Here is a 16,592-nt window from a genome sequence, read left to right as displayed (position 1 = left end):
CGAATAGGGATTGGCAGTGACTTTAGCGGTGCAGGTGTTATTGGCTTCGGGCTCGCCGCGACGCAGGGAACTGCTGACCCAGATCGGTGTGCAGTTTGAGCTGATTTTGCCGGACTGCGATGAACAGATTCTGCCCGGCGAAGCGGCGGAACAATACGTGGCCCGCGTGGCGCTGGACAAAGCTCGCGCCGGTTGGGCAATGGCCGCTCAGCGCAATTTGCCGGTGCTGGGTGCCGACACCTCGGTGATCGTAGATCAACAAATTCTCGGTAAACCTGTGGACCAGACGCATGCTGCGCAGATGTTGCGTGCGCTTGCTGGTCGCACGCATCGCGTGCTGACGGCGGTGGCGCTGGTCCAAGGAACGAGCGAACAGATTGTTGTGCAACAGAGCATGGTGCGCATGCGCGCCATCAGCGACCAGGAAATGACTGCCTACTGGAACAGTGGCGAACCGCAGGGCAAGGCCGGCGGTTATGCGGTACAGGGACTGGGCGCGATTTTCATTGAGCACATTGAAGGAAGTTATTCGGGCATCATGGGTTTGCCAGTGTTCGAAACCGCGCAACTACTGCAGCGCTTTGGCGTCGGTGTGTTGTTCAACGAAGAATTAAAATAACGGATTCAGGAACAGGCATGAGCGAAGAAATGCTGATTAACATCACGCCGCAGGAAATCCGTGTGGCGTTGGTGGAAAACGGCGTGTTGCAGGAGTTGTTCATCGAACGCGAGCGCAAACGCGGTATTGTAGGCAATATCTACAAGGGCAAAGTGGTGCGGGTGTTGCCGGGAATGCAGGCCGCATTTGTCGAAATTGGTTTGGCGCGCGCCGCGTTTTTGCATGCCTCCGACATTCATGACAATCGCAACAACTACGATCCCAGCAATGAACAACGCCCGGAAGTGCGGCCCATTACCGAACTGGTGACTGAAGGCCAGACTGTGTTGGTGCAGGTGATCAAGGATCCGCTGGGAACCAAGGGCGCACGACTGACCACCCACATCACCATTCCTGCGCGATTTCTGGTGTTTATGCCACAGACACCGCATGTGGGTATTTCGCAAAAAATCGAAGAAGCTGCCGAGCGCGATCGCTTGCGGAAATTAATTGAAGAGCTGGTTGAAGACGGTTTTCCCGGCGGTTATATCGCCCGCACTGCCGCAGAAGGTGCGCAGGAAGGTGAGTTACGCGCCGACATTTTATTTTTGAACCGTATCTGGGATTCGATTCAGGATAAGTGGCGTAACCTCAATGCGCCACAGGTGATGCACGAAGATCTGAATTTATCCATGCGCGCCATTCGTGACATGGTCGGGTCTGGCGTTGAAAAAATTCGCATTGACTCCAAAGAGCATCATCACAAAATTCACAAATTTGTCGCCAAATTCATTCCTGAATTGCTGTCTGGTATCGAACTCTATTCCGGGCCACGTCCGATTTTTGATCTGTATTCGGTGGAAGACGAAATCCAAAAAGCCTTGCAGCCACGGGTGCAGCTCAAATCCGGTGGTCATCTGGTGATTGATCAGACCGAGGCCATGACCACCATCGACGTGAATACCGGCGCATTTGTTGGTCATCGCAATCTGGAAGAAACCATTTTCAAAACCAATCTGGAAGCGACGCAGGCGATTGCGCGTCAGCTGCGGCTGCGTAATCTGGGCGGTATCATCATCATCGACTTTATCGACATGGAAGATGATGAGCACAAGCGACAAGTGCTGCGTGCGCTGGAGCGTTGCCTGGAAAAAGACAATGCCAAAACCACGGTCAGCGAAGTGTCGTCTCTGGGGCTGGTGCAAATGACCCGCAAGCGGACGCGCGAGAGTCTCGAGCATATTTTGTGCGAAACCTGCCCAATGTGTGCCGGACGCGGCAGTGTCAAAACGCCGGAGACGGTGTGCTATGAAATTTTCCGCGAAATTCTCCGCGAGGCACGCCAGTACGATGCGCAAAAGTTTATGGTTTTGGCGGCACCCAGGGTGGTGGATTTGTTGATGGATGAAGAAAACCAAAGCGTCGCCGAGCTGGAATCATTCATTGGTCGTGGCATTCGTTTTCAGGCAGAGTCGCAATATTCGCAAGAATTGTATGACGTTGTATTGATGTAGATCGGTCGAGGCTGCTACGGTGAATAAATACGTCAAAACTGTGTGGTACGTTTGCTGGTATGCGATCGTTACCGGACTGGTTTTGGCCGCCGTGACGCTGGGTCTTGCGCGAATATTATTGCCGATTGCTGAAGATTATCGGGTGCAAGTCGAGCAATGGGTGACCGATGTTATCGACCATCCGGTGCGCATTGAATCACTGGATGCTGACTGGCAGGGAACAGAACCGCAGCTGGTATTGCGCGGGATCAGTTTTTTAAATAGCGAGGACGGTAAGCCGTTCTTGCAATTTGCCGCTGCCAAAATCGGTATTAATCTTTTTACCTCCCTGTTTACCGGCACAGTTCAACCAGGAACCCTGGTTGTGGTTGGTGCCGACCTCAAAATTGCACGTGAAACCGATGGCAGCTTTACCATTGGTGCAATCAATACCGGTTCGCCGGATACCGCCAATGATTTTGTTAGTCGCTGGTTGTTCGAGCGCGATACGCTGCGCATGGAGCAAAGTCGTTTGCTGTGGGAAGACCACGTAATGGGCTGGCAGCCGCGCGAGTTGCACGTCAGCGAACTGGTTCTGCACAACGATGATGACATGCATTATTTGCGCGGCAGCGTCGGTCTGCCCAGTGAGCTGGGGCGTAATTTTGATTTTTCTGCAGAACTGCTGGGGTCGCCTGTTGGTGGCAATGGCTGGCATGGCAGTTTTTATATCGCCGCTCAGGATGTGTTGCTGGATGCCTGGTTGCCGGATCAATCGAAAAATGAATGGCAGTTGATCAATGGTCGTGCCGATTTGCGCGCCTGGAGCGAATGGCGCAATGGTCGGATGGAAAAAACCTACGGCTCGGTTGGCTTGCAGAATGTTCTGGTAATGAATGCCGACAGTGCCAGCTTGATGGGTTATGACACGCTGAATAGTAATTTTGCGTTTACCCACCAAGATTCGAAGTGGCATGTTCTGCTAAACGATTTTAGTGTCAGTAATCGCGGTCGGCAGTGGAAAAACAGCTCGCTGACCATTGCGCTGGACACCGAAACCAAACAGTTACAGGCATCTGCCAGTTACATCGATCTGGCGTTTGCCAGTGAGATGTTGCTGATGAGCGAAGTGCTGGCCAATGCGCAACAAACCCAGCTTTCACGATCGGCGCTTGGTGGTGGATTGAGAAACCTGCAGCTGGGTTTTCGGGATGGTGAGACGGCACAATATTTTCTGACTGCGCGTGCGGAAAATATCTCGGCACGCAGTCATGGCGCTTGGCCGGGCTTTAAAAATTTGTCAGGTAATTTGCAGCTGAACAACAGCGGTGGAAGTTTCGTGATTGACAGCCAGAAGCTGCAGTTTGATTCTCCCACCATCTTTGATCATGTTATCCGTGCGGATGTGGTGCAGGGTAAGGTGACGTGGTTGCTTGCGGATGATGGAGTAAGTCTGGATTTTTCCAAAATACGGATTTGGAACAGCGATATAGATGTTGCTGTTCACGGCAATATTTTGTTGCCGAAAAACGCAGCGCCATTCATCGATATGCATGCTGCACTTAATCGTCCGGTTCAGGTGAACAAGGCGACAGCGTATCTGCCAACGGGAATTATTCCTCCTGGTGCGGTGCACTGGACGCGCGATGCCCTGCGTGACGGTGTTGCCAAGGGCGAATTCGTTTTCTACGGTGATATGGCGAAATTTCCTTTTGCCAACAATGAAGGGAAATTTGAATTGCGACTGGATGTGCATCGTGGAGTGTTGAATTATTACAACGGCTGGCCGGTGATCAATGGCATCGAAGGTCGCTTTGAGCTGACTGCAAACGGTCTCAGGTTTGATGCGACGCAGGGGCGAATATTTAATACCCAGTTGCATGATGTTGCGGTGTCGCTGCCCGATTTCCATCGGGGCGATTTATTGATCACCGGTTCAGCCAAGGGTAGCAGTGCGGACAAATTAAAATATTTGCATCAAAGCCCGCTGGAAGAAATATTTGCCAAACATATTCAGCCCATTGTTTTGGCGGGCAACAGCGACCTGGCGCTTGAGTTGAAAATCCCATTGGCGACACACGATCCTGTGCAGGTTAAAGGTCATGTCGACTTCGCAAAGAATCAGTTTAAAGCCGATGCCTGGTTGGTGGATGTGCGTGATTTGAATGGTCGCCTGAAGTTTGATGAGCATGGCATTTACTCGGATGGCCTGACGGGGCGCTTTGGTGGCGTGTTGCCTCTTAAGTTGACGGCGACAACCGAGCAGGGGGCTGATGAGTCGCGGATTGTTCTTAAAAACAATGGTCGTATCAGTGCTGCACAACTGAAGTATTTGCTGAAGCACTTCGCTGATCAGGAACAGCTTGCGGCTTGGTTTACCGGCAGTACCAATGTTGCGACGAAAATAGACATCGCCATCAGCGGAAAAAATGCAGGCAATGTCGATGTGCGTGCCGATTCACCTTTGACGGGGATGTTGGTGGATTTGCCCGAGCCGCTGAAGAAAAATGGTGAAGAGCGGCGCAATTTCACTTTCCAGATGCACATAGGGCATGCATTGCCACAGCTGGAATTCAATTATGGTGATATTTATTCCATCCTGGAATTGCAGCATGCGGAAAATCAAACTGAAATATCGCGTGGCGCAGTGGGCTTTGGCCGGGTGGTAAAGTTGCCGGGCGAGCACGGATACCGATTCATTGGTGAAATGGATAAATTCTCCTGGGCACAGTGGAAACCGTTGCTGTTGCCAGAAAAAACCAATACCGGCCTGATCAAGTCCAGCGGCGGGGCGACAGCGTCCATGTTTTTTGATGTTACCGTCAAACAGGGTGAATTGTTTGGTCTGAAACTGCAGGATCTGTCGGTTCAGGCTTCCAACTCGGTGCAGGGCTGGAGCGTATCGGTGGATGGCCCCCAGTTGAAAGGGGACATGTTCATCCCATTGGTCATGCGCAGTGCGCCACTGGTGATGAACATGGATCGAATGATCATTAATGTTGATCGACAACCCGCCACTGGCAAAGGTGACAACAGTCTGCGCCCTTCCGAAATGCCGGAGTTGCGGATTACCAGCACGGATTTTCGCTACAACAACATCCGCTTTGGTCAGTTGCAACTCGATACTCGCCGTACCGACAAAGGGATGAAGCTGGACACGCTGGCCATGCGCACGGCAACAACGAGGATTACCGCCAAGGGCGAGTGGCAGGAGCAGAAGGGGCAGCAATTATCCAAGTTTGACATCGTGGTGGACAGCGAATCACTGGGGCAGGCCCTGTCGGATTGGGGTTATGCAGAAACCATCGCCAACGGCACGACCAAAATGAACATCAGTGCCCGCTGGCCGGGCACGCCGATTGACTTTACGTTTCGCAACTTGACCGGGACGGCGAGTCTAAATGTAAAAGACGGTCGCCTGCTGGATGTAAAACCGGGGGCGGCGCGATTGTTTGGTTTGCTGTCGGTACAAACTTTGCCACGCCGTTTAATATTGGACTTCAGTGACGTATTTGCCAAAGGCATGCAATTCGATACCCTGAAGGGTGATTTCAAGATCGAAAATGGCAAGGCATTTACCTCGGGTCTGGCGATGGATGGTCCGGCTGCCCAAATTGATATGGCCGGGCAAATTGATCTGGCTGCAGGCCAGTACGATCAGGTGGTGACCATCGTGCCAAAAGTTGGTGCAAGCCTGCCGGTGCTGGGCGCGCTGACCGTGGCGCCACAGGTCGGCGCGACCTTGTTTTTGCTGCAGAAAGTGTTCGAAAAGCAGATAGACGAAGTAAGTACAATACAATACTCTGTTCGGGGACCTTGGGAACAACCCATTATTGAGAAAATAGAAAAACCGCCTGTAGCGGTGCCCCCGGAAATATTGGATTAGTCGGCGGAATATGAATGGTAGTTGAAGGAGAGTTGTGAAATGAAGCGGGTTGCGGCGATACAAATGGCATCAGGTCCTAATGTAGGGGCAAACCTGATAGAAGCTGGGCGCTTGATAAATGACGCGGTTGCCAAGGGTGCGCAGCTGGTAGTGCTGCCGGAAAATTTTGCCCACATGGGCAATACCGAAATGGACAAGCTGAAAATCAAGGAAGAGCCAGGCCGTGGACCGATTCAGGATTTTCTGCGTGAACAAGCCATCAAACACAAAATCTGGCTGGTGGGGGGAACCGCGCCGCTGGTGGGAACGTCGCCAAATCGGGTGCGTTCAGCGTGTTTGGTGTACAACGACAAAGGCCAGGTGGTCGGTCGCTATGACAAGATCCACTTGTTTGACGTTGAACTGGAAAACGGCAAGGAAAGCTATCACGAGTCCAGCGCCATTGAACCCGGAGACAAGCCATTAGTGGTGGATACGCCATTTGGCAAAATGGGTGTGGCGATTTGTTATGACTTGCGTTTTCCCGAGCTGTTTCGTGCGCTGGTGGATCAGGGCGCAGAATTTTTTGTGGTGCCTTCAGCGTTCACTGCGATCACTGGTCGCGCCCATTGGGAAATTATTACCCGTACCCGCGCAGTAGAAAATTTGTGCTACATGGTCGCGGCTGCGCAAGGCGGTTACCACATCAGTGGCCGCGAAACATACGGTAACAGCATGATCATTGATCCCTGGGGCGTGGTGCTGGATCGTTTGACGCACGGCGTGGGTTTTGTGATTGCCGACATGGATAAGGAACGTTTGCAGATGACGCGTCGTAACTTCCCCGCGTTGGAACATCGTCGGGTGAAATGATGACTGACAGCCTGCAATTAGCCCGATCGCTGATTCTCGAACCCGGTGGTTTGACCGAGTCGGCGTTGGCACAAACGCTATCCATGTTGATGTCGCACGGCGGCGTGGATGATGCCGATTTATATTTTCAGGTTAGCCGCTACGAATCGTGGTCGCTGGAAGATGGTCGGGTGAAAGATGGCAGCTACGGCATAGACCAGGGCGTGGGTGTGCGCGCCATCAGTGGTGAAAAAACCGGTTTTGCCTATTCTGATGAAATAAATTTATCTGCGCTGAACGAAGCGGCCAATACGGTCAAGGCGATTTCGCGTCAAGGGCAGGCGGGCAAGGCGAAAGTGTTTGGCAAAATGCACAGCGGCCATCACTTGTACGAGGCACTTGATCCCGTGGCCAGCATGAGTGATCAGGAAAAAATTCACCTGATGGAAAAGCTCGACAAGGCGGCGCGTGCGATTGATCCGCGGGTTACCCAGGTGATGATCAGCATGGTTGGTGTACGCGATGTGATGTTGGTGGCTGGTGCTGATGGCACGCTTGCCGCCGATGTGCGTCCGCTGGTGCGTTTGAGTGTCAGTGTGGTCGCCGAACAAAACGGTCGTCGTGAACAAGGTTCATCCGGCGGCGGGGCACGTGTGGGTTTTGGTTATTTTCTGGATGATGACCGGGCGATGAGTTACGCGCGCGAAGCTGTGCGTCAGGCCCTGGTGAATCTGGATGCAGTGGATGCCCCTGCTGGTGTTATGGATGTGGTGTTGGGCCCAGGTTGGCCGGGCGTGTTGCTGCACGAAGCGGTGGGTCATGGTCTGGAAGGCGATTTTAATCGCAAAGGTTCTTCAGCGTTCTCTGGTCGTATCGGCGAGAAGGTCGCATCGGAATTGTGCACCGTGGTGGATGACGGTACGTTGGCACAACGCCGTGGTTCGCTGAACGTGGATGACGAGGGTACGCCTACTCAATGCACTACGCTGATCGAAAACGGCGTGTTGGTCGGATACATCCAGGACAAACACAATGCCCGATTGATGGGCATGGCGCCCACCGGAAATGGTCGGCGCGAATCGTATTCGCACTTGCCGATGCCGCGTATGACCAACACCTACATGCTGGCGGGCAAGCATACGCCAGAAGAAATCATTGCCTCGATTGATCGTGGCTTGTACGCGGTGAATTTTGGTGGCGGCCAGGTGGATATTACCTCGGGCAAATTTGTGTTTTCTGCCAGCGAAGCCTATCTGGTGGAAAAGGGCAAAATTATCGCGCCTGTACGGGGTGCGACCCTGATAGGCAATGGTCCCGAAGTGATGCAACGCATCAGCATGGTTGGCAATAATCTGCAATTGGATACCGGCGTGGGTACGTGCGGTAAGGACGGGCAAAGTGTTCCGGTCGGCGTTGGTCAGCCCAGTATGCGCGTGGATCAACTGACAGTCGGTGGTACTAGCACCTAGGAAATGCAGTAATGAATGATTTTTCACAACAAAAGCAGGAATACAGCCAGCTCATTCAGCAAGTGCTGGATGAGGCCAAGCATCAAGGTGCTACTGCGGCAGAAGCAGCCGTCGGTATCGAGACCGGATTGTCTGCCAGCGTGCGGCTGGGGGATGTGGAAACCCTGGAATACAATCACGACAAAGGGTTGTCTGTGACTGTGTTTGTCGGTCAGTCCAAAGGCTCGGCGAGTACTTCCGATTTTAGTCGTCAGGCGATTGTGGATACGGTGCGTGCGGCATGCTCGATTGCGCGCTATACCGCAGCGGACGAATTTGCTGGTCTGGCAGACAAGGCGCTGATGGCCTGGGATTATCCTGATCTGGATTTGTATCATCCCTGGCAGGTATCTTCCGAGCAGGCAATTGATCTGGCGCTGGAATGCGAAGCCACGGCGCGCGATTTCGACAAGCGCATAATCAATTCCGAAGGCGCAACTGTTTCCAGTCACAGCGCGTTTCGCGTCTATGGCAACAGTCATGGTTTTATCGGCGGTTATCCCACCAGTCGTCACAGTTTGAGTTGCTCGGTGATTGGTGAAGACAACAAAGGCATGGAGCGCGATTATTGGTACACCATGGCGCGCAATGCGGCTGACATGGAGTCTGCGGCCAACGTCGGGCGCATCACTGCCGAGCGCACCATTGCGCGTTTGAATCCGCGCAGTTTAAGCACGCGCCAAGTGCCCGTGGTGTTTTCTGCAGAAATGGCGACGGGATTTTTTGGCCATTTCATCAGCGCAATTCGCGGCGGCAGTCTGTATCGTCGCACCAGTTTTTTGCTGGACAGCAAAGGCAAACAAATATTTCCCAGCTGGTTACAACTGGCCGAGCAGCCGTTGCTGAAAGGTGCGATTGGCAGTGCGCCTTATGATGGTGATGGTGTTCGCACCCAGGAGCGTGACCTGGTGATCGACGGTGTGTTGCAGGGCTATGTGCTGGATGCATATGCCGCACGTCGCCTGGGCATGCAAACGACTGCCAACGCAGGCGGGGTACACAACCTGAGCGTGCACACCAGTGATTTTGGTCGCGATGAATTGCTGCGTCGCATGGGCACTGGTTTGCTGGTGACGGAGCTGATGGGCCAAGGCGTGAATAATGTAACCGGTGATTATTCGCGTGGTGCGGCTGGTTTCTGGGTAGAAAATGGCGAAATCCAATACCCGGTTTCGGAAATTACGATCGCCAGCAATGTGAAGCAAATGATGCTGGGCATTCAGGCGATCGCCAATGATATAAATCCGCATCGTAATATTCGCACAGGTTCCATTCTTATTGACAAGATGACCGTGGCTGGCGCATAACTTTCCTTGAAAATCAGGCAGCCGCAGATCTTTGCGGTTGCCTTGCTCGCACACAAGGCGGACAGGATGTTAGCGCACAAAGACAAACAGCCGTTATTGTCAGTCGTTGACGTTGACAAGCTGGTTTACGCAGACCAGATGGAGTTGCTGTATCGCTCCTTGGGTTCGTCCATGCTCATCAGTGTCGTGCTAGCAGGCTTGTGGCTGGCAATGATACCGGGATTTGACAGCAGTCCCTATCCTCAGTGGTGGTACATCATCTTCGTATTGGTGGCATTGGCCAGAATTTATCTGGCGGTGCTGTTCAGTCGTTATCGCGATAAATTTTCCTGTCGCCAGTGGGAAGTCTGGTTTATTGCTTCGGGCGTTGTGACCGCCATTTTGTGGGCGGTGGGCATGGCTTGGGCGTTTCCACGCCTGGATGTAACCCATCAGGCGCTGATGCTGCTTTTCCTCGCGGGTTTGCACATGGGGGCATTGAGCAGCGTCGCTGCTCGACCCTTGCCCATGCCGACCTTTGTATTGATCACCGCGCAGCCGTTGCTCTGGCAATGGACTGAGTCCTACAACCAATTGCCAAATGTGGCGTTGGTGATGTTTGTTTTTTACTGGGTGGTGATTGCCGGCAATGCCCGGCGACTTTATAGCGCAACGCTGAAAAATTTTCGTCTCAGTCACGAATCCCGCCAAAGTGAACAACGGTTTCGCTCCATGGTTGACAGTGCAGGCGATGCACTGATTGTGATTAATCAGCAGGGCAAGATTGTTGATGCCAATCGCACCGCAAACAGCATGACAGGGTATTCGCGCGAACAACTGGTCGGTATGCGATTTCGGCAAGTTGGTGATGTGCCCAGCAGCCAATTTTTTAACAAACTTCGCCGCTTAAAGCGGGGTGAAGTACTTGTCGAGCAGACCACTTATCGCAATGCGCTTGGCGAGGAAGTACCGGTCAGCGTTAGCGAAACGTTATACAGCTTCGATGGTAACAATTACATCGTGGTGGTGGCGCGTGATTTGTCCATCCAGCAGTTGCAACAGCAGGAGTTGCTACACTCTAGAACCAAACTCGATTTGCACATCAGCAAAACTCCGTTGGCGGTTATTGACTGGGATCAGGATTTCAAAGTGGTTTCCTGGAACTTGGGCGCAGAACGCATTTTTGGCTATCAGGCTCAAGAGATTATTGGCCATCACGCCTATGGCACCATCGTCGATGTGTCACTGACCGAACAGATAAATGAAATTTGGCAGCAATTGATGGACGATGCGGGTGGCTATCGCAGCATGGGCGCTAACTTGACCAAGGATGGACGCGAAATATTCTGCGATTGGTACAACACGCCATTGCTGGATCATGCCGGAAAAGTGGTGGGTGTGGCCTCCTTGGTTATGGACATTACCGATCGAGTGAAAATCCAGCGAGAAATCTTGGCGGAAAAGAAAAAAGCCGAAGCTGCCAATGCGTCCAAGACCAAATTCCTGTCGCGGATGAGTCATGAATTGCGCACGCCACTCAATGCCATTATCGGTTTCTCGGCGTTGTTGCGCAAAGAGGGGGCCAATGAAACTTTTGTGAACGCGATCGAGGCTTCAGGTCAGCAACTCTTGGCGATGATCAACGAGGTGCTGGATTTGTCGCGCCTGGAGCAGGGCAAGCTAAAATTGTATCTGCGCGATGTGATGTTGGTCGATGTTGTTCATGAGGCGGTGATGGCCATGACGCCCATGGCCAAGGCGAAAAATATTCAGATTGATGTTTGCGATAATTGTTTGCTGCTGGAAGTATTTGCTGACAGGGCTTGCTTGCGCCAGGTGTTGATCAATTTGCTGAGCAATGCCGTGAAATTTAGTGACAATCATTCAAGCATATATTTGCGTGCCAACCGTTTGGATGATTATGTGCGCCTGGAAGTGGAAGATGTTGGTTGCGGCATTCCCAAAAACAAGCAGCATTTACTGTTTAATGAATTTGAGCGGGCGGGTGCGGAAGAAACCAATGTGAGCGGTACTGGAATCGGCTTGATGATTAGTCGTCACATGATTGAAGAAATGGGTGGCGAAATTGGCTTTGAAAGCGAGGAAGGCAAGGGTAGTTGTTTTTGGTTAATGCTGCCAACGCAAAAAGCAGACGCCGCTTCGTTGTCATTGGTCGACAACTAGCGGCGACGAAAATCAGGATTTTTTGCCAATCAATTCGATTTGATAGCCATCGGGGTCAGCGACAAAAGCAATGATGGTGGAACCAGCGTTCATCGGCCCGGCTTCGCGCAGAATTTTGCCGCCACGACGGCGTATCTCATCAGTGGCTTGATAAACATCATCAACTTCCAGCGCCAGATGACCAAAGCCATTGCCCAGTTCGTAGCTTTCCACGCCCCAGTTGTACGTTAATTCAATCGCGCTGTGTTCACGCTCATCACCGTAGCCTAAAAATGCCAAGGTGAATTTTCCTTCGGGATATTCTTTTTGGCGCAACAACGTCATGCCCAATACTTCCGTGTAAAACTGAATGGAGCGCGGCAAATCGCCAACGCGAATCATGGTGTGAAGAATGCGCATGTTTTAGTCCTGGTTGATGGTGTCGAGGTAGGATTTGACGCCTTGCTCAACGGTTGAAAATGCATCGCTGTAGCCGGCATTGCGCAGCGCAGTCATGTCGGCCTGGGTGAAGCTCTGATAGCGACCTTTGAGATGATCTGGGAAAGGAACGTATTCGATTTTGCCCTTGTTGTGCCATGCAATAACCGCGTTGGCGACATCGTTAAATGTTTGGCTGCGACCCGTACCCAGATTGAAAATGCCAGACACTTTCGGGTGATCGCTCAACCACAAATTCACTTTGACGACATCATTCACAAACACAAAGTCACGACGTTGTTCGCCGTTGCCATAACCGTCACAGCCGGTGAACAGTTTGACGTTATCGCCGGCCTTGATCTGGTTGTTGAAATGGAAAGCAACGCTGGCCATGCTGCCTTTGTGCTGTTCGCGCGGACCGTACACGTTGAAATAACGCAGGCCAACAATTTGCGAACTGGCGCGCGGCAAAACACGGCGCACGTATTGGTCAAACTGGAATTTGGAATAGCCGTAAACATTCAGCGGCTGTTCGTGCTGACGTTTTTCTTCGAAAATTGTACCGGCACCATACACTGAGGCAGAGCTGGCGTAGATGTACTGGATTTTGTTGTTCAGGCAGTAATGCAGTACTTCCTTGGAGTATTCGTAGTTGTTCTGCATCATCATTTTGCCATTCCACTCGGTGGTGGCTGAGCAGGCACCGTTGTGGAAAATGGTTTTGACCGGTTGCGCGAAGCCTTTGCCGGCCTGGATATGGGCCAGAAAGGCATCCTTGTCCATGTAATCGGCAATTTCACAATCCGCCAGATTTTTGAACTTGGTGCCATCCTCAAGGTCATCTACAACCAGAATGTCGGTAATTCCACGCCCGTTAAGGGTTTTTACGATATTGCTGCCGATGAAGCCGGCGCCGCCAGTGACAATGTACACGAGACTGTCCTTCCAAAAATGATCTGAACCGGATTTTGCCGATATAATAGCACACCCCTTTTGAGCTGCTGATACTGCCCCTACGATGATTGCCCACCCGTTGATCCGTATTTTCGCCCTATTGGCGCTGGCGCTGCTGCCGTTCTGGGCAGTACGTACCGCGTTATTGATTCATTACGATCAGGTGTTTTCTGCCCTGTCGGTGGGCGATATTGCGCTGGCGTATTTGTACGGCTTGCGTTTTGATCTGTCGGCGCTGATCAAACTGATCGGCCTGCCGCTGTTGCTGTTGGCGCTGCCCTATGGCTGGGCGCGGGCGCGTTGGTGGCAGGGCTTGTGGCATTGGTGGGTGTTTGTCGCCATCGTGCTGACCAGTCTGGTGCTGATTGCTGATTTTATTTATTTTGGCTTTGTGAACCGCCATGTGGGTGCCGAGCTGGCGTTGATTGCCGACGATACCCGGCTGATGCTGGATATCGCGGTTAGCGATCATGGTTTGGCCCTGGTAATGTTTGTGCTGGCAATATTCGCGGCGGCCTGGGCCTGGCGGCGGAGTTTTGCAACCCCGGTGCGGCCGAGTCGCAATCCGAACCGGCGTTCTTTGGCGCTGCTGGGATTGCTCTTGCTGTTTGTGCTGGTGGCGCGCGGCGGTGTGCAATACAAGCCGGTCGGCGTGGCTGATGCGTTTGCCTTTGGTTCGCCGGCGGCAGGCTATCTGGCGATGAATGGTGCATTTGCGGCGCAATACTCGCTGAGCCGAGGCGCGCCCAAACAACAGCAGTACATGCCCCCCGAGCAGGCGCGGGCGCTGGTTAGACAACAGGTCGGCATGCCGGGTGACCAGTTTGTGAGTAACGATTACCCGGTTATGCGCGACAGCAAGGCCAGTTTCCACCCGGATCGGCCGCCGAACGTGGTGATGGTTGTGTTCGAAAGCTGGGACGCTGCCAATACCGATGTTATGCGCAAACTGTCTGGCAAGGAGTCCATGGGCGCAACGCCGGTGTTTGACCAATTGGCCAGTCAGGGCCGGCTGTTTACCCAGTTTTACGCCAATGGCCGACGCAGCATGGACGGCATGGCCGCTCTGCTGGGATCCATGTTGACCCTGCCGCAATTGCCCTACATCGGCAAAGGCATGGAACAAAACCGCATTGCCTGGCTGGGTAGTCTCGCCAAGCAACAAGGCTACGAGACCATTATGCTGCAAAGCAGCAACCGTGGCTCGTTCCACATGGACGCCATTGCCGCCAACGCTGGATTCGATCGCTACTATGGTGCTGAGGACATTCCCGCCATTGCCGGTCATGCGGAGCAGGCATCGGACTGGGGCGTGTGGGACTACCAGACTTTCATGTTCGCCAGCCAGCAATACGCCAAAACCCAAAAACCATTTTTGAGTTTTATTTTCACTTCGACCACCCACAACCCCTGGCGCGTGCCGAGCAGCAAGTGGGAAAAATTCGAGCCGGTGGACGACTACAAACGCTACCTCAATACCCTGGCCTATGCTGACTGGTCATTGGGTGAATTCATCAGCGAAGCCAAAAAAGCCGGTTACTACGACAACACAATTTTTATTTTTACCGGCGATCATATTGGTCGTTTTGGTGACGACCCCACTAATCCTCGCGAGCGATACCACCTGCCGTTGTTAGTGCTCGCGCCGGGCATAAAACCCGGGCTGGACGATCGCATCGGTAGCCAATTGGACGTGTTGCCCAGTGTTGCCGATTTGGCGGGCTGGAACATTCGTCATGGCAGTTTGGGTGCGTCACTGTTTAGTGCTGAGGTGAACACCGATCGCGGCGTGTTTGCAGTAAACGGCAGTGTCATCGAATGGCTGGGTGCGGAAGGTACCATCAGTCACAATCTGGAAAAACGCATCGAAAGCCAGGGTCAGAACATTGATGAACTGGAAAAGCGTTTGCTGGCCACCGAGCAAGTGGTGATGGACATGTTGCTGAAAAACAAGGTGACGCAGTGAACCGCGAACAGCAGCTGGAAAAACTGCTGCACGAAGAAATTCCGCTGACCAATGCCATTGGCGTTCGCGTAATAAATTACGACCACACCAGCCTCACCTTGATCGCTCCGCTGGCCAACAACATCAATCACAAATGCACCGCCTTCGGTGGCAGTTTGTACGCTGTTGCGGTGTTATCCGGTTGGGGTTTATTGCATTTGCGTCTGGCCGAACTGGGGCTGCGCGGCCACATTGTGATTCAGCAAAGCAGCGTCAAATACCTCAAGCCCGTCACTACCGATATCGAAGCCACTGCGACTATTGCAACCACACAAAATTTCGAACGCTTCGTAAAATTATTTCAGCGCAAAGGCATGGCGCGCATCGACCTCGAATCGCGCGTCATGCAACATGGCCAGGTGGCGCTGGAGTTTGTGGGGAATTACGTCGTCCATACATAGTAGGCCTAGAGTGCGCTGTGCGCACTAATGCAACGGTATTGGCTATGTTTATGGAGTGTTGTAACTGGAGTAGATGCAATTTGATACGTGATCAGAAATTGACGGGGTAGGAAGAGATGGCGTTGATGGATGCGCAAGAAAAAATAGCTAAAGACTATCTGGCATATAAGGGTTATGAATCGATAGAGTTTGAGCCTGATGGGAATATACCTCCGGATTTTTTGGTTGATGGAACTATTGCTATCGAGGTTCGTCGTTTAAATCAAAATTATGAAAATGAAGATGGCGAAACTAGTGGGCTAGAGGAGGATAGATTTCCTTTGTATAACTTGGTAAATCAGCTGTTAGATAGTTATGATCAGCAGTTTTTCGGTAAAACGTATTTTGTATATTTGTGGTTTCGTCGACCAGTTGGAAGCGGTAAAGTTGTCAGAAATGCTGTTAAAGAAGCGCTTGATGAATTCTCAAAATGTCCTTTGGATAAAAAGACGAAAATAAAGATAAATAGTAATTTGTCACTAAATATTTTGCCGGCAAGTTCTTCTAAAAATGGAAAATTATACTTGTTGGGTGGGTGTTCTGATCGAGACAGTGGTGGGTGGGTTCTTTCTGAGCTAGAGAGAAATATACTGATCTGCTCTGAAGAAAAACTACAGAAGGTTCAAAGGTATAGGTCGAATTATTCTGTATGGTGGCTAGTTCTTATTAATCGCCTAGGTTTTGAAATTGGAAATGATGAAAAGAGATATTTAAATGACGGCATATTGTGAGGGTGTTCAAAATTCTGTGTCAGTTATCAATCAAAGCGCCAAGTGACCATCCAATCGTCCCTCAAAATGAATCGCCAGCTGCGATAGCGTGAGATTCCAGTTTTGCACGGGATGAGTCCAGCGCTCGGAGGTTTTGAGCATACCGGCGTACAACAATTTCAGCAAACTGTTTTCGTTGGCGAATCCGCCTTTGGTTTTGGTCAGCTTACGGAATTGCCGATGCACGGCTTCTACTGCGTTGGTCGTGTAGATGGCGGTT

The 16,592-nt window shown here is 52.0% G+C and carries 13 protein-coding genes; 10 read left to right on the top strand and 3 right to left on the bottom strand.

Annotated elements, in window-relative coordinates:
- The first annotated feature begins 16 nt into the window (after nt 1-16).
- The 7 genes from OEW58_02610 to OEW58_02580 all read left to right on the top strand — a co-directional run bounded on the left by OEW58_02610 (nt 17) and on the right by OEW58_02580 (nt 11,786).
- Nucleotides 17-619 carry a Maf-like protein gene (locus OEW58_02610; GenBank protein ID MDH5300236.1) on the top strand — a complete coding sequence of 201 codons (603 nt, stop codon included), beginning with the start codon at nt 17-19 and terminating at the stop codon, nt 617-619.
- Nucleotides 620-636: 17 nt separating this feature from the next.
- On the top strand, nt 637-2,112 hold the full coding sequence (rng, locus tag OEW58_02605; protein MDH5300235.1) for a ribonuclease G: 1,476 nt from the start codon (nt 637-639) through the stop codon (nt 2,110-2,112).
- Nucleotides 2,113-2,131: 19 nt separating this feature from the next.
- Nucleotides 2,132-5,977 carry a YhdP family protein gene (locus tag OEW58_02600; protein ID MDH5300234.1) on the top strand — a complete coding sequence of 1,282 codons (3,846 nt, stop codon included), beginning with the start codon at nt 2,132-2,134 and terminating at the stop codon, nt 5,975-5,977.
- A gap of 39 nt (nt 5,978-6,016) precedes the next feature.
- Nucleotides 6,017-6,829, top strand: a complete 813-nt coding sequence (locus OEW58_02595; protein MDH5300233.1) for a carbon-nitrogen hydrolase family protein — start codon at nt 6,017-6,019, stop codon at nt 6,827-6,829.
- Nucleotides 6,829-8,277 carry a metalloprotease TldD gene (gene tldD, locus OEW58_02590; GenBank protein ID MDH5300232.1) on the top strand — a complete coding sequence of 483 codons (1,449 nt, stop codon included), beginning with the start codon at nt 6,829-6,831 and terminating at the stop codon, nt 8,275-8,277. Before OEW58_02595 ends, tldD begins: the two co-directional genes overlap by 1 nt.
- Nucleotides 8,278-8,288: 11 nt before the next feature.
- The gene (gene pmbA / locus OEW58_02585) at nt 8,289-9,623 is read left to right on the top strand and encodes a metalloprotease PmbA (protein MDH5300231.1); all 1,335 of its coding nucleotides are present in this window, start codon (nt 8,289-8,291) and stop codon (nt 9,621-9,623) included.
- Between the two features lie 66 nt (nt 9,624-9,689).
- A complete protein-coding gene (locus OEW58_02580) occupies nt 9,690-11,786 on the top strand; it encodes a PAS domain S-box protein (GenBank protein MDH5300230.1) in 2,097 nt (698 codons plus the stop codon).
- Nucleotides 11,787-11,798: 12 nt separating this feature from the next.
- On the opposite strand, the gene gloA is transcribed toward OEW58_02580, so the two are convergent.
- Together gloA and rfaD are read right to left on the bottom strand one after the other, a co-directional pair.
- Nucleotides 11,799-12,185, bottom strand: coding sequence for a lactoylglutathione lyase (gene gloA / locus OEW58_02575; protein ID MDH5300229.1), 387 nt, complete (start codon nt 12,183-12,185; stop codon nt 11,799-11,801).
- Between the two features lie 3 nt (nt 12,186-12,188).
- Entirely contained in the window at nt 12,189-13,136 is a 948-nt protein-coding gene (gene rfaD / locus OEW58_02570; GenBank protein MDH5300228.1) for an ADP-glyceromanno-heptose 6-epimerase, read from the bottom strand.
- A gap of 85 nt (nt 13,137-13,221) precedes the next feature.
- On the opposite strand from rfaD, the gene OEW58_02565 reads away from it, so the two are divergent.
- The 3 genes from OEW58_02565 to OEW58_02555 all read left to right on the top strand — a co-directional run bounded on the left by OEW58_02565 (nt 13,222) and on the right by OEW58_02555 (nt 16,333).
- Nucleotides 13,222-15,123: an LTA synthase family protein gene (locus OEW58_02565; protein MDH5300227.1), complete on the top strand. Its 1,902-nt coding sequence runs from the start codon at nt 13,222-13,224 to the stop codon at nt 15,121-15,123.
- Complete coding sequence (locus OEW58_02560; protein ID MDH5300226.1) at nt 15,120-15,563, top strand: thioesterase domain-containing protein; 444 nt, start codon at nt 15,120-15,122, stop codon at nt 15,561-15,563. Before OEW58_02565 ends, OEW58_02560 begins: the two co-directional genes overlap by 4 nt.
- A 125-nt stretch (nt 15,564-15,688) precedes the next feature.
- Nucleotides 15,689-16,333, top strand: a complete 645-nt coding sequence (locus OEW58_02555) for a hypothetical protein (GenBank protein ID MDH5300225.1) — start codon at nt 15,689-15,691, stop codon at nt 16,331-16,333.
- Between the two features lie 30 nt (nt 16,334-16,363).
- Here OEW58_02555 and OEW58_02550 read toward each other — a convergent pair.
- A partial coding sequence (locus tag OEW58_02550; GenBank protein ID MDH5300224.1) for a transposase occupies nt 16,364-16,592 on the bottom strand: 229 nt, incomplete at its 5' end.

The sequence above is a fragment of the Gammaproteobacteria bacterium genome, assembly GCA_029884425.1.
Taxonomy (GTDB): domain Bacteria; phylum Pseudomonadota; class Gammaproteobacteria; order S012-40; family S012-40; genus JAOUHV01.
Note: the sequence above shows the minus strand (reverse complement) of the source record. Positions and strands in the feature narration are given on the sequence as shown.